15 protein-coding genes are annotated in these 17733 nt (G+C 68.0%); 8 read left to right on the forward strand and 7 right to left on the reverse strand.

Annotated elements, in window-relative coordinates; all coding sequences use genetic code 11:
- Nucleotides 1-336: 336 nt before the first annotated feature.
- Entirely contained in the window at nt 337-2436 is a 2100-nt protein-coding gene (locus tag ABE543_RS15625; RefSeq protein ID WP_053516938.1) for a glycosyl hydrolase family 18 protein, read from the forward strand.
- Between the two features lie 119 nt (nt 2437-2555).
- Here ABE543_RS15625 and ABE543_RS15630 read toward each other — a convergent pair whose 3' ends face one another.
- Nucleotides 2556-3347: a DsbC family protein gene (locus ABE543_RS15630; protein WP_065175338.1), complete on the reverse strand. Its 792-nt coding sequence runs from the start codon at nt 3345-3347 to the stop codon at nt 2556-2558.
- A 101-nt stretch (nt 3348-3448) separates the two neighbouring features.
- Nucleotides 3449-4426, reverse strand: coding sequence for a site-specific tyrosine recombinase XerD (xerD, locus tag ABE543_RS15635; protein WP_053516940.1), 978 nt, complete (start codon nt 4424-4426; stop codon nt 3449-3451).
- Nucleotides 4427-4482: 56 nt separating this feature from the next.
- Between xerD and ABE543_RS15640 the strand changes: the two genes are divergently transcribed.
- Nucleotides 4483-4974, forward strand: coding sequence for an RDD family protein (locus tag ABE543_RS15640; RefSeq protein ID WP_065175339.1), 492 nt, complete (start codon nt 4483-4485; stop codon nt 4972-4974).
- 41 nt (nt 4975-5015) lie between these two features.
- Here the strand turns inward: ABE543_RS15640 and lptG are convergent, their stop codons facing one another.
- The gene (gene lptG / locus ABE543_RS15645) at nt 5016-6122 is read right to left on the reverse strand and encodes an LPS export ABC transporter permease LptG (RefSeq protein ID WP_053516943.1); all 1107 of its coding nucleotides are present in this window, start codon (nt 6120-6122) and stop codon (nt 5016-5018) included.
- On the reverse strand, nt 6119-7201 hold the full coding sequence (lptF, locus tag ABE543_RS15650; protein ID WP_053516945.1) for an LPS export ABC transporter permease LptF: 1083 nt from the start codon (nt 7199-7201) through the stop codon (nt 6119-6121). The genes lptG and lptF overlap by 4 nt, the downstream gene beginning before the upstream one ends.
- Nucleotides 7202-7305: 104 nt before the next feature.
- On the opposite strand from lptF, the gene ABE543_RS15655 reads away from it, so the two are divergent.
- From ABE543_RS15655 to ABE543_RS15670, 4 genes are all read left to right on the forward strand, one after another.
- The gene (locus ABE543_RS15655) at nt 7306-8784 is read left to right on the forward strand and encodes a leucyl aminopeptidase (protein ID WP_053516946.1); all 1479 of its coding nucleotides are present in this window, start codon (nt 7306-7308) and stop codon (nt 8782-8784) included.
- A gap of 82 nt (nt 8785-8866) precedes the next feature.
- Entirely contained in the window at nt 8867-9292 is a 426-nt protein-coding gene (locus ABE543_RS15660) for a DNA polymerase III subunit chi (RefSeq protein ID WP_312554861.1), read from the forward strand.
- Between the two features lie 72 nt (nt 9293-9364).
- The gene (locus ABE543_RS15665; RefSeq protein ID WP_346475874.1) at nt 9365-12208 is read left to right on the forward strand and encodes a valine--tRNA ligase; all 2844 of its coding nucleotides are present in this window, start codon (nt 9365-9367) and stop codon (nt 12206-12208) included.
- 63 nt (nt 12209-12271) lie between these two features.
- Nucleotides 12272-13093: an EamA family transporter gene (locus tag ABE543_RS15670; protein WP_111186577.1), complete on the forward strand. Its 822-nt coding sequence runs from the start codon at nt 12272-12274 to the stop codon at nt 13091-13093.
- A gap of 75 nt (nt 13094-13168) precedes the next feature.
- Here ABE543_RS15670 and rimI read toward each other — a convergent pair whose 3' ends face one another.
- The 3 genes from rimI to pssA are packed head-to-tail and all read right to left on the reverse strand — an operon-like array spanning nt 13169 to nt 14930.
- Nucleotides 13169-13666, reverse strand: coding sequence for a ribosomal protein S18-alanine N-acetyltransferase (rimI, locus tag ABE543_RS15675; RefSeq protein WP_053516950.1), 498 nt, complete (start codon nt 13664-13666; stop codon nt 13169-13171).
- Entirely contained in the window at nt 13663-14157 is a 495-nt protein-coding gene (locus tag ABE543_RS15680) for a hypothetical protein (protein ID WP_065175343.1), read from the reverse strand. Before ABE543_RS15680 ends, rimI begins: the two co-directional genes overlap by 4 nt.
- On the reverse strand, nt 14154-14930 hold the full coding sequence (pssA, locus tag ABE543_RS15685; protein ID WP_053516952.1) for a CDP-diacylglycerol--serine O-phosphatidyltransferase: 777 nt from the start codon (nt 14928-14930) through the stop codon (nt 14154-14156). The genes ABE543_RS15680 and pssA overlap by 4 nt, the downstream gene beginning before the upstream one ends.
- Before the next feature lie 80 nt (nt 14931-15010).
- On the opposite strand from pssA, the gene ABE543_RS15690 reads away from it, so the two are divergent.
- On the forward strand, nt 15011-15388 hold the full coding sequence (locus ABE543_RS15690) for a DUF4124 domain-containing protein (RefSeq protein ID WP_074902117.1): 378 nt from the start codon (nt 15011-15013) through the stop codon (nt 15386-15388).
- A gap of 459 nt (nt 15389-15847) precedes the next feature.
- Nucleotides 15848-17539 carry a proline--tRNA ligase gene (locus tag ABE543_RS15695; protein WP_180875768.1) on the forward strand — a complete coding sequence of 564 codons (1692 nt, stop codon included), beginning with the start codon at nt 15848-15850 and terminating at the stop codon, nt 17537-17539.
- The last annotated feature ends 194 nt before the right edge of the window (nt 17540-17733 follow it).

Genomic DNA, 17733 nt, shown 5'->3' on the forward strand with positions numbered 1-17733 from the left:
GCCACCGGCCCCCTTCCCCCCCCCCCCCCCCCCCCCCCCCCCCCCCCCCTCCCACCCCCCAGAAGTCCGCTGTAAGCGCCCCCAGCCACGAAGGGGCTCCGCCGCTGGCCGCCGACCGCGCGCCAGCGCGCTCCGCCCGAATCCCGGAACCATGCGCTTGCTCACGGATTGACCACGCAATTGATGACAACGTTGTCCCTACCTGGCGCCGGACTCTCTCCCCGGCCTCCCAGGTGCCTCTGTCCGGCCCCTCCCGTCGCCTTCCCCGGCGACGCCCGGACCTGCGTCACGCGCGGCGCCATCGGGGCCCGCGCGCCCTTTGATCGGAGACACACCATGTACGACCCGATTGTGCGCAGTGCCGAACGTTCCACCCGAAGCTGTCGTCCCCGCCGCCTGGCCTGGCTGCTTGCCCTGGCCGCCGGTGCCGCCAGCCTGCCGGGCCTGGCCCAGGCCGCCAGCTGTGCCGGCGTGGCCGAATGGGACCAGGCCAAGATCTATCGCGCCGGCGACACCCTGCAGAAGGGCGGCGTGCTGTACCGGGCAAACCAGGACATCTGGAATGCCCCGCCAGACCATCCGGCCGGTGCGCCCTACTACACCAACCTCGGTGCCTGCGATGGCGGCGGCGTCAACCAGCCTCCCGTGGTCAGCCTGACCTCACCGGCCAATGGCGCTACCTTCAGCGCCGGCAGCACCATCAACGTCACCGCCAACGCCAGCGACCCGGACGGCAGCGTCAGCAAGGTGGAATTCTTCCGCGACGGCAGCTCGATCGGCGTGGATACCAGCGCTCCCTACAGCGCCAGCTGGGCCAATGCCAGCGCCGGCAGCCACACCCTGCGCGCGGTGGCCACCGACAACAACAACGCCACCACCAGCACCCCGACCATCACCATCACCGTCAACGCCGCCAGCGGCGATACCACCGCACCCAGCGTGCCCGGCGGGCTGGCGGTGGGCACCCGTACCGCCAGCAGCATCGCGCTGAGCTGGAGTCCGTCCACCGACAACGCCGGTGGCAGCGGCGTGGCCGGTTACGATGTGTACCGCAACGGCAGCCTGGTCGGTTCTCCGTCCAGCACCAGCTACGTCGATGGCGGCCTGACCGCGTCCACCACCTACCGCTACCGTGTGCGTGCCCGCGACAACGCCGGCAATGCGTCCGCCCAGGGCACGGAAATCAGCGCCACCACCCTGGCCGGCGACGGTGGCGGCACCGGCAAGCGGGTCATCGGCTACTTCACCCAGTGGGGCATCTACGGCCGCAACTACCGGGTGAAGAACATCGACAGCAGCGGTTCCGCCGCGCGGCTGACCCACATCAACTACGCCTTCGGCAACGTGCGCAACAACCGCTGCGAAGTGGGCGTGACCCAGCCGTCGGACCCGAACAGCGGCGCCGGTGGCGATGCGTTCGCCGATTACACCAAGGCCTTCAGCGCCGCCGAGAGCGTCAGTGGCAGCGCCGATACCTGGGACCAGCCGCTGCGCGGCAACTGGAACCAGCTCAAGCAGCTCAAGGCCAAGCATCCGGGTCTGAAGGTGCTGATCTCGCTGGGTGGCTGGACCTGGTCGCGTGGATTCTCCAGCGCGGCCCGTCCGGAGAACCGCCAGGCCTTCGTCGCCTCCTGCATCGACGCCTACATCAAGGGCAACCTGCCGGTGACCGACGGCGCCGGCGGCACGGGCGCAGCACTGGGCGTGTTCGACGGCATCGACATCGACTGGGAATACCCCGTGGCCTGCGGCATCGAGTGCGGCAAGCCCGAGGACAACGCCAACTTCACCGCACTCATGGCCGAGTTCCGCCGCCAGCTCGATGCGGTGCGTCCGGGCCTTCTGCTGACCGTGGCGGTGGGTGCCGGCATCGACAAGATCCGCGTCACCGACCCGGCGGCGTATCACCCGTACCTGGACTACATCAACGTGATGACCTACGACTTCCACGGTGCGTGGGATGCAAGGACCAATCACCAGTCGGCACTGTTCGATTCGCCGAATGATCCGTCCACCGGCGACCAGAAGCTGTACAACAGCAACGACGCCATCGAGGCCTTCATCAGCCGGGGTGTGCCGGCCGCCAAGCTCAACCTGGGCATCGGCTACTACGGACGTGGCTGGACGGGCGTGGCCAATGCCAACAATGGCCTGTACCAGACCGCCTCAGGCGCCGCACCGGGCACCTATGAGGCCGGCATCGAAGACTGGAAGGTACTGAAGAACCTGGCCTGGCCGGGCTACACCGACAACACCGCAGGCGCCACCTGGATCTACAACGGCAGCACGCTGTGGAGTTTCGACACTCCGGCCAACATCACCCGCAAGATGGGCTACGTGAAGACCCAGGGCCTGGGCGGCGCGTTCGTCTGGGAATTCAGTGGTGACGATGCGCAGGGCACGCTGACCAAGGCCGTCAGCGATGGTCTGAAGTAAGGAAAAGGCCGGGGGCGCCGTGCGCCCCCGGCCTTGATCGGTTAAGGCCTCCGCCGGGCATGGCCCGGCGCTACCGTGGTCGGGCGGGTAGCGCCGGGCCCTGCCCGGCGATATCCCGGTCAGCGCTGGGCCGACAGTTTCTCCAGCGCCGCACGCAGCTGCGCCGGCGGCAGGTAGCCGCCCAGCTGGGTGCCATCGGGCGCGAAGATCGCCGGGGTACCGTTCACCCCCAGCTGCTGGCCGAGCGCGTACTGCATCGCCACCGGATTGGTGCAGTTCTTCGCCGGCACGGTTCCACCACGCTTGGCATTGGTCAGCGCCTGGCGGCGATCGGCTGCGCACCAGACCGAAATCATGTCGGTGTAATCCTTGCTGCCCAGTCCCATGCGCGGGAAGGCCAGGTACTCGACGCTGATGCCGTTGCGGTTGAGTTCGGCGATGTCCTGGTGCAGCTTGCGGCAATAGCCGCACTCGATGTCGGTGAACACGCTGACCGTGTACTTGGCGTTGGGCGCGGCGAACACGATGCGGTCGCCGTGGTTGGCCTTGGCCAGCAGCGCGCGACGGTAACCGAGCAGGCCCTCGCTGTTGGCCGGCCCCTTGGCCCGGGTGTCATAAGGCTGCGACTGGAACAGGTAGCGGCCGTCGTCGGAGACATACAGCAGCTGACCGGAGACCACCACCTCGCGGAAACCGGGGAAGGGCGCGGCGCCGATGTAATCCACTTCGAAACCGGGGTTGAGCGCGGTCAGCGCGGCGCGCACCGCCTGCTCTGCCGGACCATTGGCAGCCGGGGTGGCCCGGGCGGAGGCGGCGGCAGGCGCCTTGGCCGCAGGGGCCGGCGGAGCCGGCTGGGCGCAGGCCGTCAGGCTGAGCGCGCCGAACACGGCGGCGATGGCGAATCGGAGCATGGAGCATTCCGCAGCAGAAGAGGACCACCGATTCTGACACAGCCGCCCGGGGCGGCGCCGTGGCCCGCTGACGGAAGCCGGACGGGGTTCATCCAGGCCGCTCAACCACGGGGATGGTGGCGAGCGTGCAGCTTCTGCAGGTGTTCACGCGCCACCAGCGTGTAGATCTGGGTGGTCGACAGCGAGCTGTGGCCAAGCAGCATCTGCAGCGCACGCAGGTCCGCGCCGCGGTTGAGCAGATGGGTGGCGAAGCTGTGCCGCAGGCCATGCGGGCTGATGCGGGCCGGATCGATGCCGGCGACCTGTGCATGGCGCTTGACCAGATGCCAGAACGCCTGCCGCGTGAGCGCGTGCAGCCGGGGCTCGATGAACAGCGGCGTCTGCCCATCGGCGAGTGCCTGCACCCTGCCCTTTCCCACCAGCTGCGGCCGCGAATGCTGCAGGTAACGCTCCAGCCAGTGCTGTGACTCTTCGCCCAGCGGCACCAGCCGCTCCTTGCTGCCCTTGCCGGTCACCCGCAGCACGCCCTGCCGCAGGTTCACCGCCGTTGCCGGCAGCAGTACCAGTTCGCTCACGCGCAGGCCCGCGGCGTACATGAGCTCCAGCATGGCCCGATCGCGCAGCCCCAGCGGACTGCCGACATCCGGCGCGGCCAGCAACGCATCGATCTGGCTTTCGGCCAGCGCCTTGGGCAGCAGGCGTGGCAGCTTCGGCGGATCCAGCAGAGCGCCGGGGTCCTCGCTGCGCTCGCCGCGACGCACGCCATCGGCGAAGAACGCACGCAGCGCCGACAGCAGGCGCGCATTGCTGCGTGGCGACCAGCCATGGCGCGTGCGCCAGGCCAGGTAGTCGAACAACCCGGCGCGTTCGACGCCGGCCAGGCCCCCTTCGCGGCCGTCCAGCCAGCGTGCCAACCCTTCCAGATCGCGACGGTAGCTGTCCAGGGTGGCCCTGGCCAGACCGTTCTCCGCCCAGATGGCATCAAGGAAGCGCTGGATGCGCATGCTGTCGTCGGCACGCAGTGCAGGCAGTTGCTGGACCAGCTGACGGCGCTCGGCGGGGGTGGAAATGACGGCCATGCGCGGAGGATACGAGGGTGACTGCGGACGCGGCCAGCTTTGCGTATGCTCGGCGCATGTCCAGCCCTGCCACCGACGTGTCTTCCACTGCCACGCCCGAGGCGCAGCGCCCCCGTGCGCTGCTGCCGTGGCGCGTGCTGGCGATGGTCTACGACGCGCTGCCCGTGCTCGCGCTGTGGATGCTGGCCGGCACGGCGTTCACCCTGGCCTACACCTTCAGTGGCCATGCACAGCGCGAGAACATCGCGCCCTTCAGTGCCTGGCAATGGCTGTTGTGGGCGGTGTGCTGGGTCGTCACCGGGGCCTATGCAACCGCCAGCTGGCGCCGGGGTGGGCAGACCCTTGGCATGCGGCCGTGGCGGCTGAAACTGGTGTCGGCCGACGGCACCGCGCTGCGGCGCGCGCAGCTGTGGCTGCGGTTCGCCGTGGCAACGCTGTCGTTGCTGCTGGGTGGGCTGGGCTTCTGGTGGGCCCTGCTGGATCGCCAACGCCTGGCGTGGCACGACCGTGCCAGTGGCACGCGTCTGGTGCGGATGCCCAAGCGCTGAAGTGTCCTGCTGGCGCCGGGCATGGCCCGGCGTTGCCGGAATCAGCCCGATTTCCGCCGGAACAGCAGGCCTGACACCACCAGCATCACGATCGGCGGCAGCGCGTAGGCGATGCGGTAATCAAACTTCAGTGCGCCGGCCATGCGCCCGAAGAACAGCTGCAGCAGCCAGAAGCCCAACGCGAACAGGATGCCGAGGAACAGGCGCTTGCCCATGCCACCACTGCGCAGCGAACCAAACGCGAACGGCACGGCGGCCAGGCACAGCGCCAGTACGTTCACCGGATAGAACCAGCGGCTCCAGTACACATCCTCGAAGTCACGCGCATCCAGGCCGTTGCGCTCGCGATAGGCGATGCTCGTGCTCAGTTCGGACACGCTCAGGTTGCGCGGCTTGGCGATACCGGTCGCCAGTGCCGCCGCGTCCAGCTTGGAATTCCAGGGCTCGCGCGCCACTTCCTCGCGCGTTGCCGAGCGCTCGCCGAAGGTATCGCGGCGCACGCCGGTCAATACCCAGCCGTCCTTGTCATGTTCGGCAGTGGCGGCGTGGGTCAGGGATGCGATCCGCCCGTCTTCGGCGATCCGGTACAGGCGGACGTCACGCAGGATCAACCGCGTTCCCGTGTTGCCGACCAGCTGTTCCTCACCGCTCTGCGCGTTGAGGAAGGTATCGCCTTCGCGTGCCCACATGCCGGAATAACGGGCCACGGCCATGTCCTGGCCCCATTTGGCACTCATCTTCAGCGAATCGGCACGGTTCTGCCCCCACGGGCCCAGCGTCTCGGCGCTGAACACCATCACCGCGGTCAGCAGCGACAGGGCAATCGCCACCGACACGCTCAGGCGTTTGCGGGACAGGCCCAGCGCACGCAGCGCGGTCAGTTCGGAGGTCGCCGCCAGCTGGCCCAGCCCCATCAGCGCGCCGATCACCGCCGCGGTCGGGAAGAAGGTGTAGGCGCGGCGTGGCACCGTATACAGCACCCACGCCGCGGCGTGTCCCAGGGTGTAGCCGTTCTTGCCGATGTCCTTGAACTCGCCGGAGAAGGCCATCACCACGTCCAGGCCGGTCAGCACCGCCCAGGTCAACAGCACGGTGCCGAACACCGCGCGCCCGAGGTAGAAATCGAACCGCATCGGTCGCAGCATCATGCGCGGGCCCCCTTGGGCAGGCTCATGCGTCCATCACGCGCATACATCCAGACCGCGAACGCCAGCAGTGGCAGGGTCAGCCACCACAGGCCCAGCATCGCCGGCAGCTTGCCACTGGCGATCCAGCCGGCGCCGATGAACGTCAGGTTGGTGCCGACCATGTAGGCCAGCAGGGCCAGCATCATGCGCCCGTAGCGCTGCTGGCGCGGCGAGCTGCGCCCCAGCGGCACGGTCAGCAGGGCGAACGCCAGGGCGATCAACGGCGGGGCCAGCCGGCGATGCAGTTCGGCCTGGGCCTGGGTGCGGCCGTCGCCCAGCAGCTGCAGGGTCGACATCAGTTCCGGATCGTCATCCTTGCGGGTCTGCGCACCGTCAGGCAGGGCCACATCGTTGCGGGCGAAGGTGGCCAGCCGGTAATCCAGCGCACCGGCCAGCGGACCCTCGACCTGGTGGCCCTTGTCCAGTTCCAGGAAGCGCTGCCGCTCGCCCTCGAAGTACATGCGGCCGCTGGCGGCAGAGACCACTTCCAGCCGGTCGTCCTTGGCACGCTGCAGGAACACCTTGCCCAGCTGGGTGCCATCGGGCGAGATCGAGGACAGGTAAACCACGCCGCCGTTGGGCAGCGGGGTGAAGCGCCCGGGTTCCAGGCCGGCCATCAGTACGCTGCGGTTGGCGTCCTGGATCATCTGCTCGGCGGTGCGTGAGGCCCACGGCCCCAGCCACAGCGAGCAGGCGCCCACCACCGCCACCACCGGCACCACCAGCATCAGCAGCGGCCGCAGCAGGCGCCTGGGGCCCACGCCGATGGCGGTGATCACCGCCATTTCCGAGTCGCGGTAGAGGCGGGCGATCGCCAGCAGCAGGCCCAGCATCAACGCCAGCGGCAGGATCAGCGGCATGTAGACGATGAACTGCAGCGCAAGCTGCGAGAACAGCAGCCTGGCCGGCAAGCGCCCGTCGGCGATGTTGCCGAGGATGTCCACCAGCACGCCGCCCACGCTGACCACCAGCAGGACGATCAGGGTGGCCAGGAAACTCTGGACGAAATCGCCCAGCAGGTAGCGGTCGAGCTTCAACATGGGGCGGTGGTTTAAACTCTGGGGTTCGTTCGCGGTGCCGCCCAGTCTAGCGTCTGGGCGTAAACGGTCCGCGATTGTACGGACTTGCCAATGGAATCTGCTCAATGGCTCTCGAATTCACCCTGAACCACCTCGCCCCGGCCGCCGCCCCCGTTGACTGCCTAGTGGTCGGCGCGTACGCCGACCATACCCTGACTCCGGCTGCACAGGCGCTGGATGCCGCCAGCGGCGGCCGCCTGTCGGCCCTCGCCCAGCGCGGCGACCTGTCCGGCAAGACCGGCGCCACCAGCCTGCTGCACGACCTGCCGGGCGTGGCAGCGCCGCGCGTGCTGGTGGTCGGGCTGGGTGAAGCCGCCCGCTTCGGCGTGCCGCAGTACCTGAAGGCCGTAGGCGACGCCGTTCGCGCGTTGAAGGCAGGCGCCACCCGCAGTGCGCTGTTCACCCTGTCTGAAGTGGCTGTGAAGGAGCGCGATGCGGCTTGGGCGATCCGCCAGGCAGTGATCGCCGCCGATCACGCGGCGTACCGCTACACCGCCACGCTGGGCAAGAAGAAGGCCGATGATGCCGGGCTGGCCCAGCTGGCCATCGCCGGTGACGACGCGCAGGCCCTGGCCCAAGGCCAGGCCATCGCTGCCGGTGTCGAGTTCGCCCGCGAGCTGGGCAACCTGCCGCCGAACTACTGCACCCCGGCCTACCTGGCCGAAGTCGGCGTGAAGTTCGCCAGCGAGCATGACGGCGCCGAGGCCGAGATCCTCGACGAGACCCAGATGGAAGCTCTGGGCATGGGCTCGCTGCTGGCCGTGGCCCGTGGTTCGGCCAATCGCCCGCGCCTGGTCGTGCTGAAGTGGACCGGCGCCGGCGATGCCAAGCCCTATGTGCTGGTCGGCAAGGGCATCACCTTCGATACCGGCGGCGTCAACCTGAAGACCCAGGGCGGCATCGAGGAAATGAAGTACGACATGTGCGGCGGCGCCAACGTCATCGGCACCTTCGTCGCTGCGGTCAAGGCCAGGCTGCCGCTGAACCTGGTGGTGGTGGTGCCGGCCGTGGAGAACGCCATCGACGGCAACGCCTACCGCCCGTCCGACGTCATCACCTCGATGTCGGGCAAGACCATCGAAGTCGGCAACACCGACGCCGAAGGCCGCCTGATCCTGTGCGATGCGCTGACCTACGCGCAGCGCTTCGAGCCGGCCGCGCTGGTCGACGTCGCCACCCTGACCGGCGCCTGCATGGTCGCCCTCGGTCACCAGACCGCGGGCCTGATGAGCAAGCACGACGACCTGGCCAACGAGCTGTTGGCCGCCGGCGAGCACGTGTTCGACCGCGCCTGGCGCCTGCCGCTGTGGGATGAGTACCAGCCGATGCTGGATTCGACCTTCGCCGACGTCTACAACATCGGCGGCCGCTGGGCCGGCGCCATCACCGCCGGCTGCTTCCTGTCGCGCTTCGCCGAAGGCCAGCGCTGGGCTCACCTGGACATCGCCGGCGTCGCCAGCGACGAGGGCAAGCGTGGCATGGCCACCGGCCGCCCGGTCGGCCTGCTGAGCCAGTGGCTGCTGGACCAGGCCGCCCGCGCCTGATGCTGTACCAGACCCTGGCCGGCCACCGCCGGCCAGGGCCTCGCCCGGCCAGACCGGGCCCCCGCCTGTTCCGGACCCTGCCATGCCCCGCGCCGACTTCTACCTGATCGCCAAGCCCCGTTTCCTGACCGAGCCGTTGCGCCTGGTATGCGAGCTGGCACGCAAGGCCAACGATGCCGGCCTGTTCACCCTGGTGCTGGCGCGCGACCAGGCCCAGGCCGAGGAACTGGACGAACTGCTGTGGGCGTTCGATGACGACGCCTACATCCCGCATCAGATTGCCGGCGAGGACATGGACGAGGAAGAAGCGCTGGTGCTGATCGCCGTGCCCGGCACCGAGGCGCCGGCCCGCCCGCTGGTGATCAACCTGCGCGACGCCCCCTGGCTGGGCCAGTGCGAGCGCGTGCTGGAAGTGGTCCCGGCCGACCCTGAAGCGCGCGAACCGCTGCGCGAACGCTGGCGCCAGTACAAGGCCGCCGGTTACGACCTGAACAAGCACGACATGTGAGCGCCCCGCGGCCCCCTTGATGGGCCACCCCTGCGCCCTGATCCTTCAACGATTACCTCCTGGTTCCCCCGCATGACCCAACTCGCCTCCAGCTACGACCCGAAGTCCTTCGAGACCGACCTCTACGAGGCCTGGGAGAAGGCCGGCCACTTCAAGCCGTCCGGCCAGGGCGAGCCGTACACCATCCTGCTGCCACCGCCGAATGTGACGGGCACGCTGCACATGGGACACGCCTTCCAGCAGACCCTGATGGATGCGCTGGTGCGCTACCACCGCATGCGCGGCTACGACACGCTGTGGCAGGTCGGCACCGACCACGCCGGCATCGCCACCGAGATGGTGGTCAGCCGCAACCTGGCGCTGGAAGGCAAGGGCGAAACCCGTGACTCGCTGGGCCGCGAAGGCTTCATCGGCAAGGTCTGGGAGTGGAAGCAGCAGTCCGGCGACACCATCGAACGACAGATGCGCCGCCTCGGCACGTCGGCCGACTGGTCGCGCAGCACCTTCACCATGGACCCGCAGCCCTCGGCGGCGGTGATCGAGGCCTTCGTGCGCTGGCATGAGCAGGGCCTGATCTACCGCGGCCAGCGTCTGGTCAACTGGGATCCGGTGCTGAAAACCGCCATCTCCGACCTGGAAGTGGAGAGCGCCGAAGAAGACGGTTTCCTGTGGTCGATCGCCTATCAGCTCGATGACGGCCTCAGCTACGAGCACGTCGAGCGCGACGCCGACGGTAACGAAACCCTGCGCGAGACCCGCGATTACCTGGTGGTGGCCACCACCCGCCCGGAGACCCTGCTGGGCGACACCGCCGTGATGGTGCATCCGGAAGACGAGCGGTACGCACACCTGATCGGCAAGACCGTGGTGCTGCCGCTGACCGGCCGCCGCGTGCCGGTGATCGCCGATGATTACGTGGACCGCGCGTTCGGTACCGGCGTGGTCAAGGTCACGCCCGCGCATGACTTCAACGATTACCAGGTCGGGGTGCGCCACAGCCTGCCGATGATCAACCTGTTCACTCCGGTGGCGGCGCTGAATGAGAACGCCCCGGAACGCTTCCAGGGCCTGGACCGCTATGAAGCACGCAAGGCCGTGCTGTCCGAGCTGGAAGACCTGGGCATCCTGGTCGAGACCAAGGCGCACAAGCTGCAGGTGCCGCGCGGCGACCGCACCGGCCAGGTGATCGAGCCGTACCTGACCGACCAGTGGTTCGTGAAGATGGACGAGCTGGCCAAGCGCGGCCTGGAGCTGGTCGAAGGTATCGATGGGAAGCCGGGCAGCATCTCCTTCGTGCCGCCGAACTGGATCAACACCTACCGTCACTGGATGGCCAACATCCAGGATTGGTGCATCAGCCGCCAGCTGTGGTGGGGCCACCGCATTCCGGCGTGGTTCGACGCTGCCACCGGCACCTGCTACGTCGGTCGCAGCGAGGATGAGGTGCGGGCAAAGCACAAGCTCGGCAGCGATGTCGTGCTGAACCAGGAAAGCGACGTGCTGGAAACGTGGTTCTCCTCCCAGCTGTGGCCGTTCTCCACCCTGGGCTGGCCGAACGAACAGGCCATGGCCGAGCGTGGCTTCGACCGCTACCTGCCGTCGTCGGTGCTGGTCACCGGCTTCGACATCATCTTCTTCTGGGTGGCCCGCATGATCATGGCCACCGACAACCTGACCGGAAAGATTCCGTTCAAGGACGTCTACTTCACCGGCCTGATCCGCGACGGACAAGGCCAGAAGATGTCCAAGAGCAAGGGCAATGTGCTCGACCCGCTGGACATCATCGATGGCATCAGCATCGATGACCTGGTCGCCAAGCGCACCGGCGGCCTGATGCAGCCGAAGATGGTGGAGAAGATCGAGAAGGCCACGCGCAGGGAGTTCCCGGACGGCATCGCCGCCCACGGGGCCGACGCGCTGCGCTTCACCATCGCGGCGCTGGCCACCCATGGCCGCGACATCAAGTTCGACATGAACCGTGCCGAAGGCTACAAGAACTTCTGCAACAAGCTGTGGAATGCCAGCCGCTTCGCGCTGATGAACACCGAAGGTGCGGCGTTCAGCGGCGTGCCGGCACCGCGTACCGATGCCGAGCGCTGGATCCTTGCACGCCTGGCGGCCACCACCGCTGAAGCGCAGGGCCACTTCGCCGCCTACCGCTTCGACCTGCTGGCGCAGTGCCTGTACGAGTTCGCGTGGAATGCGTTCTGCGACTGGTTCCTCGAACTGAGCAAGCCGGCGCTGAGCGGCAGCGACGCAGCGGATGCCGAAAGCACCCGCCACACCCTGCTGTATGTGCTGGAAGCCCTGCTGCGCCTGCTGCACCCGTTGACGCCGTTCATCACCGAACAGCTGTGGCAGCAGCTCGCCCCGCGCCTGGGCCTGGCCGAAACCACGCTGTCGCTGCGCCCCTACCCGACCGCAGCCGAGTTCCAGGGCGATTTCGCCCAGGCCGAGGCCGACGTCGAATGGCTCAAGGCGGTGATCAGCGCGGTGCGCCGCGTGCGCAGCGAACTGAACGTCGCACCGTCCAGGCTGGTGCCCCTGCGCCTGCAGGCCGGCCAGCAGCAGGATCGTGCCCGCGTCGAACGCTTCAGTGCGTCGCTGTCGTTCCTGCTGAAGCTGGACAGCGTGCAGTGGCTGGGCGAAGGCGAAAGCGCTCCGCCTGCGGCCGCCGCCATCGTCGGTGAGTTGAAGCTGCTGGTGCCGCTGGAAGGCCTGGTCGATCTGGATGCCGAACGTGCACGCCTGGACAAGGAGATCAAGCGCGTGGAAGGCGAGCAGGAGAAGAGCGAAACCAAGCTGGCCCGGTTCACCGACAAGGTGCCGGCTGCGGTGGTCGAGCAGGAGCGCGTGCGCCTGGCCGACTGGAACACCCAGCTGGCCGGCCTGCGCGAACAACGCGCGAAGCTGTAACAGCCGACCGGCGGGTGCGGATCCAGGTCCGCACCCGCCCAGGTCTTTTGGCATCATCAGAGGATGCCGCTTTCGATCTTCCTGCTGGTTCTCGCCGCTGCCGCGCTGCATGCCAGCTGGAACGCCATCGTCAAGCGTGGCGCCGACAAGCTCCTCGGCACCGTGCTCGTCACCGGCAGCGCCGCACTGCTGTCCGCCGCGCTGCTGCCTCTCCTTCCTCTGCCGGACGTGACCAGCTGGCCGTGGCTGGCGGCCTCGGTACTGCTGCAGGTGGTCTATTACGCGCTGGTCGCGCGCTGCTATCAGCAGGTGGACATGAGCCTGGCGTATCCGCTCATGCGCGGTTGCGCACCGATCCTGGTCGCGCTGGCTGGCACCGTGCTCGGCGAATCACTGCCCGCAGCGGCGTGGCTGGGCGTGGCGCTGGTCAGCAGCGGCATCCTGGCCATGGCACTGGGCGCGCGCGCAGGCCAGCTCGGCCTGCCGCTGCTGACGGCGACGATGATCGCAACCTACACCCTGGTCGATGCGCACGGCGCGCGCCTGTCGGGCAGCCCGCTGGCCTACACGTTGTGGCTGTTCCTGCTGTCGGGCATCCCGCTGCCGCTGTGGGCGCTGTACACCCGCCGCAGCGCGGTGCTGACCTATGCGCGCCAGCATTGGCCGCTGGGCCTGGCCGGCGGCGTGGGCACCACCGCGTCCTACGCGATGGCACTGTGGGCGATGACCCAGGTACCGGTCGCGATGGTGTCGGCCCTGCGCGAGTCATCGATCCTGTTCGCCCTGCTGATCTCGGCATTCCTGCTGCGTGAACGGATACCGCGCGTGCGCTGGCTGGCGGCGTCGCTGATCGTCAGCGGAGTGCTGGCCCTGCGGCTGGCGTGAGCCACACGTGCCCGCCAAGGTTGGCACCTGCCGCCAGCGCCCGGCCGTACCGGCGGGCAACGCGGCGCATGCCGGTTACAGCGGCGGCATCGTCTGCAGGTCGCCCTCGACCAGCTCGATCGCCATCACCACCGCGTCCTCGCGCCCCTGCGCGGCCGGGTAATAGCGCGGACGCCGGCCGATTTCGTTGAACCCTTCGCTGTGATACAGCGCCAGCGCCGGCGCATTGGACGGGCGCACTTCCAGGAACACACGCTGGGCACCGCGATCACCAGCCAGCTGCACCAGCGCACGCAGCAGCTGCCGCCCCAGCCCGCGTGACTGCACCAGCGGATCGATGCAGATGTTCAGCACATGCGCCTCGTCGGCAGCGATGCTCAGCACGCCGTAGCCGAGCAGCTGGCCGTCGCGCTCCATTGCCAGACCGGGATAACCCGCACGCAGGCAATCGATGAAAATGCCGCGGGTCCACGGGAAGGGATAGCCACGCACCTCGATCGCCATCACCTCGGCAAGATCGCTCTCGCGCAGCGCCCGCAGGCGCACCGGGCCAGGCTGGCTGACCGCACTCACGGCGCGCCCCTCTTGCGCAGGGCGCGCAGCTGCGGCCACAGCGCGCGCTTGGCGGCTGGATCACGGCGCAGCTGCTCCAACGGCCAGCTGTCCATCAGCGCCTGCGTCGCGGCATCGTTCGGGTTGCAGCCGGATGCGCGCAGCAGCGCGATCTGCAGGCGATCAGGCAGACGTACCGCCGGCTGCCGGGTGGTGCCCGCCGGGGCTGCGCGTGCCGCCTGCGGTTCGGTTGCCGGCACCACGGCGGGCGCGGTGCGAGGCGGCGACGACGGACTCCGCGGCTGGCGCGGTGCCGGCTCCACCGCTGCCGGTTCGGGCTGGCGTGACGGAGACTGCGCTGCCGGGCTGGCGGCATCGGCGTCGGCCACGCTCAGCTGCAATGCAGCGTCCAGCTCCGCGGCGAGCTGGCCGTCGTGATAGACGGTATAGCCCATCGCCTGCAGCCAGGCCTGCTGGGCCGGTGACCACAGCACGGGCAGATCCTGGCTCACGCGGCCTCGGACTTCTTGCGCAGGCGCTGCACCGCCCACATCACCGGGCCGGACAGGGCATACAGGATGCCCACGGCGAACAGGACGCGCGGCAGGTCGATCACCGCGATCGCGATGGCCATCGGTACCAGTGCCAGGACCAGGAACGGCACCCGGTCGGATCGGGAATCCTTGGCGGCACCGCCCTTGAAGCTCCAGAAGCGGATGCGGCTGACCATCAGCAGCGCAGCGACCAGCGTCACCGCCAGCGCCACGTAGCGCAGCTGATTGCCATCCCAGCCCAGGTTGCCATCGGCGAAGGCCCAGACGAACGACATCATCAGCCCGGCAGCAGCCGGGCTGGCCAGGCCGACGAACCAGCGCTTGTCCACCACCGCGACCTGGGTATTGAAGCGGGCCAGACGCAGCGCCGCGCATGCGGCGTACAGGAAGGCCACGGCCCAGCCGACACGGCCCAGCAGGGGATCATCGAATTTCAGCCAGGACAGCGACCAGTGGTACATCACCAGTGCCGGCGCCATGCCGAAGCTGACCAGGTCGGCCAGCGAGTCGTACTGCACGCCGAACTCGCTGCTGGTGCCGGTCAGGCGCGCGACACGGCCATCCAGGCCGTCCATCACCGCCGCCACGAACACCGCGATGCTGGCATTGACGAAATCCCCGTTGGCAGCGGCGATGATCGCGTAGAAGCCCGCGAACAGGCCCGCAGTGGTGAACAGGTTGGGCAGCAGGTAAATCGTGCGCGAACGCGGCGGCGGTGTGATCGGGTCCATGGAATCCAGTTTAATCGACTTGCCAGCGGTCGGTGCCAATGCTGCAATCGGCGTTCTACGCCCATTCTGCGGAGTTTGCCATGCGTGCCCTGTCCTGCCTGGGATGCCTGCTGCTGTTGGCCAGTACCAGTGCCATGGCCGGCCCCGTCTACAAGTGGAAGGACGCCAACGGCGTCACCCAGTATTCGGAAACCCCGCCAGCAGGCAGGACCTACGAGACCCGGGCGCAGGCGCGCTCGGCGCCATCGGCTGACAGCGCCGAACGCCCGGCCGCACCCGTACCGGAGCAGTGCAGCACCGCCCGTGCCAACCTGGCCCTGCTGGAGGGGTCCGGCCAGGTGATGCAGGACACCGACGGCGACGGCAAGGGCGACACCGTACTGACCGCGGAGCAGCGCACCGCGCAGAAGGGACTGGCTGAAGCCAGCATCAAGGCCTACTGCCCAGCAGCCGGTTGAGGGGTCGGCAGGGCTGCGCCCTGCACCTGCTTCAGGCAACGGCAACGTCAAATGCCAAAGCGGCTCTGGTTTTCTGCTGGTCTGGCGGGGCGGTGTGGGCTGGCAGGACACGCCGTAAACCCATCCATGGGGCTACATGGAATCAAAAATGGGGTCAGATCCGTTTCCGCAGGAAAACGGATCTGACCCCAAGGCATGTCCTGACAGGTCGCAGAGATCTGTCGAAGGCGGGGTGGGTCCGATGGAAGGGGCTGAGCGGCATGGATGCCGCGACCAAGCCCCCATGGACGGGTTTACGGCGTCCCCTGCCACCGGATCCACCCCGCCATCCCACGCGAAGCCCGCTGTTGCTGTGGCAGTTGAAGTTGCCTGAGACGGGTGCAGGGCGCAGCCCTGCCGATACCCTCCCCCCGCCCGGGCTGGCAGAATAGGGATCTCTGCCGTAGACCGAAGCCGACGATGCGCCTCTCCCAGTTCCACCTGCACACCACCAAGGAAACCCCCAGCGACGCGGAGCTGACCAGCCACCGCCTGATGCTGCGTGCGGGCATGATCCGCAAGCTCGCCTCCGGCCTGTACACCTGGTCGCCGCTGGGACTGCGCGTGCTGCGCAAGGTCGAACGCATCGTGCGGGAGGAAATGGATCGCGCCGGTGCCGTGGAGTTCCAGATTCCGACCATCCAGCCCAAGGAGCTGTGGGAGCAGACCGGCCGCTGGCAGAAGTTCGGGCCGCAGCTGCTGAAGATCAAGGATCGCAAGGACCAGGTGTTCTGCTACAGCCCGACCGCCGAGGAAGCGGCCTGCGACTTCGCGCGCAGCGAACTGTCCAGCTACAAGCAGCTGCCGGTGAACTTCTATCAGATCCAGACCAAGTTCCGCGATGAGATCCGCCCGCGCTTCGGCGTGATGCGTGCACGCGAATTCCTGATGAAGGACGCCTATTCGTTCCACCTGCACGATGAGTGCCTGGTGCGCGAGTACGAGAACATGAAGGCCGCCTACAGCCGCATCTTCACCCGGCTGGGCCTGGACTTCCGCATGGTGCAGGCCGATTCCGGCGCGATCGGTGGCGACGCGTCGCAGGAATTCCATGTGATCGCCGATTCGGGCGAGGACGCGCTGGTGTTCTCCACCGGCTCGGACTACGCGGCCAACATGGAAGCGGCGATCGCCGCGGAACCGGCACCGCGCGCGGCAGCCGGCGAGACGATGCGCAAGGTCGAGACCCCCACCCAGAAGACCTGCGAGGACGTTGCCGCCCTGCTCGGCATCGCGCTGCAGCGCACGGTGAAGTCGGTGGCGCTGATGACCGACGAAGGGTTCGTGCTGGTGCTGGTCCGTGGCGACCACGAGGTCAACGAGATCAAGCTGGGCAAGGTTCCCGGCCTGGAAGAGCAGCGCTTTGCCAGCGAAGCGGAGATCGCCGAGTACCTGGGCAGCGTGCCCGGCTTCCTCGGCCCGGTTTCACCGGCCAAGGCGATCCGCGTGGTGGCCGACCGCGAAGTGGCGGCGATGTCCGATTTCGTGGTCGGTGCCAATGAAGCGGGCTTCCACTTGGCTGGAGTCAACTGGGGCCGCGACCTGCCGGAACCGGAAGTGGTCGATATCCGCAACGTGCGTGCCGGTGACCGTGCGCTGGACGGCGGCGAGTTGAAGATCGCCCGTGGCATCGAAGTCGGCCACGTGTTCCAGCTTGGCCGCAAGTACGCCGAAGCACTGGACGCCACCGTACTGGACGAGAACGGCAAGGCCGCAGTGATGGCAATGGGCTGCTACGGGATCGGCATCTCGCGCGTGGTCGCTGCCGCGATCGAACAGAATCACGACGATGCCGGCATCATCTGGCCGGACGCGATGGCGCCGTGGCAGGTGGTGGTGTGCGTCATCAACCCCAAGGGCGATGCCGCTGTGGCCGAAGCCGCTGCCGGCCTGCTGCAGGAACTGCGCGATGCCGGTCTCGATGCCGCGCTGGATGATCGCGGGCTGCGTCCGGGTGCGATGTTTGCCGACATGGAGTTGATCGGCATCCCGCATCGCGTGGTGGTCAGCGAGCGCGGCCTGGCGGCCGGCACGTACGAGTACCGCTCGCGACGTGCCAGCGAAGCCGAAAGCCTGGACAAGGCTACCCTGCTGCAACGCCTGCAGGGTTGAGTGACAGGACCGGGGCATGCCCCGGTCTTTTTCTTTGTACCGGCGGTGGGCCGGTGAATATGCAGCTGGACATAATCCGGTCAAAATGGTCACGATGCAGTCGGTCCATCGCCATACCCTGACCTGCATGATTTGTACTGGATTTAATTCATCATTATCCTGTGCGCCGACGCCACGGACCGGCTCGTCCCTGT

Source organism: Stenotrophomonas sp. TWI169 (assembly GCF_039674705.1).
GTDB lineage: Bacteria > Pseudomonadota > Gammaproteobacteria > Xanthomonadales > Xanthomonadaceae > Stenotrophomonas > Stenotrophomonas maltophilia_P.

What these genes read in the sequence shown, in the direction of transcription:
- ABE543_RS15625 (WP_053516938.1), top strand. Translation starts at nt 337, where the DNA reads ATGTACGACCCGATTGTGCGCAGTGCCGAACGTTCCACCCGAAGCTGT.
- ABE543_RS15630 (WP_065175338.1), bottom strand. Translation starts at nt 3,347, where the DNA reads ATGCTCCGATTCGCCATCGCCGCCGTGTTCGGCGCGCTCAGCCTGACG.
- xerD (WP_053516940.1), bottom strand. Translation starts at nt 4,426, where the DNA reads ATGGCCGTCATTTCCACCCCCGCCGAGCGCCGTCAGCTGGTCCAGCAA.
- ABE543_RS15640 (WP_065175339.1), top strand. Translation starts at nt 4,483, where the DNA reads ATGTCCAGCCCTGCCACCGACGTGTCTTCCACTGCCACGCCCGAGGCG.
- lptG (WP_053516943.1), bottom strand. Translation starts at nt 6,122, where the DNA reads ATGATGCTGCGACCGATGCGGTTCGATTTCTACCTCGGGCGCGCGGTG.
- lptF (WP_053516945.1), bottom strand. Translation starts at nt 7,201, where the DNA reads ATGTTGAAGCTCGACCGCTACCTGCTGGGCGATTTCGTCCAGAGTTTC.
- ABE543_RS15655 (WP_053516946.1), top strand. Translation starts at nt 7,306, where the DNA reads ATGGCTCTCGAATTCACCCTGAACCACCTCGCCCCGGCCGCCGCCCCC.
- ABE543_RS15660 (WP_312554861.1), top strand. Translation starts at nt 8,867, where the DNA reads ATGCCCCGCGCCGACTTCTACCTGATCGCCAAGCCCCGTTTCCTGACC.
- ABE543_RS15665 (WP_346475874.1), top strand. Translation starts at nt 9,365, where the DNA reads ATGACCCAACTCGCCTCCAGCTACGACCCGAAGTCCTTCGAGACCGAC.
- ABE543_RS15670 (WP_111186577.1), top strand. Translation starts at nt 12,272, where the DNA reads ATGCCGCTTTCGATCTTCCTGCTGGTTCTCGCCGCTGCCGCGCTGCAT.
- pssA (WP_053516952.1), bottom strand. Translation starts at nt 14,930, where the DNA reads ATGGACCCGATCACACCGCCGCCGCGTTCGCGCACGATTTACCTGCTG.
- ABE543_RS15690 (WP_074902117.1), top strand. Translation starts at nt 15,011, where the DNA reads ATGCGTGCCCTGTCCTGCCTGGGATGCCTGCTGCTGTTGGCCAGTACC.
- ABE543_RS15695 (WP_180875768.1), top strand. Translation starts at nt 15,848, where the DNA reads ATGCGCCTCTCCCAGTTCCACCTGCACACCACCAAGGAAACCCCCAGC.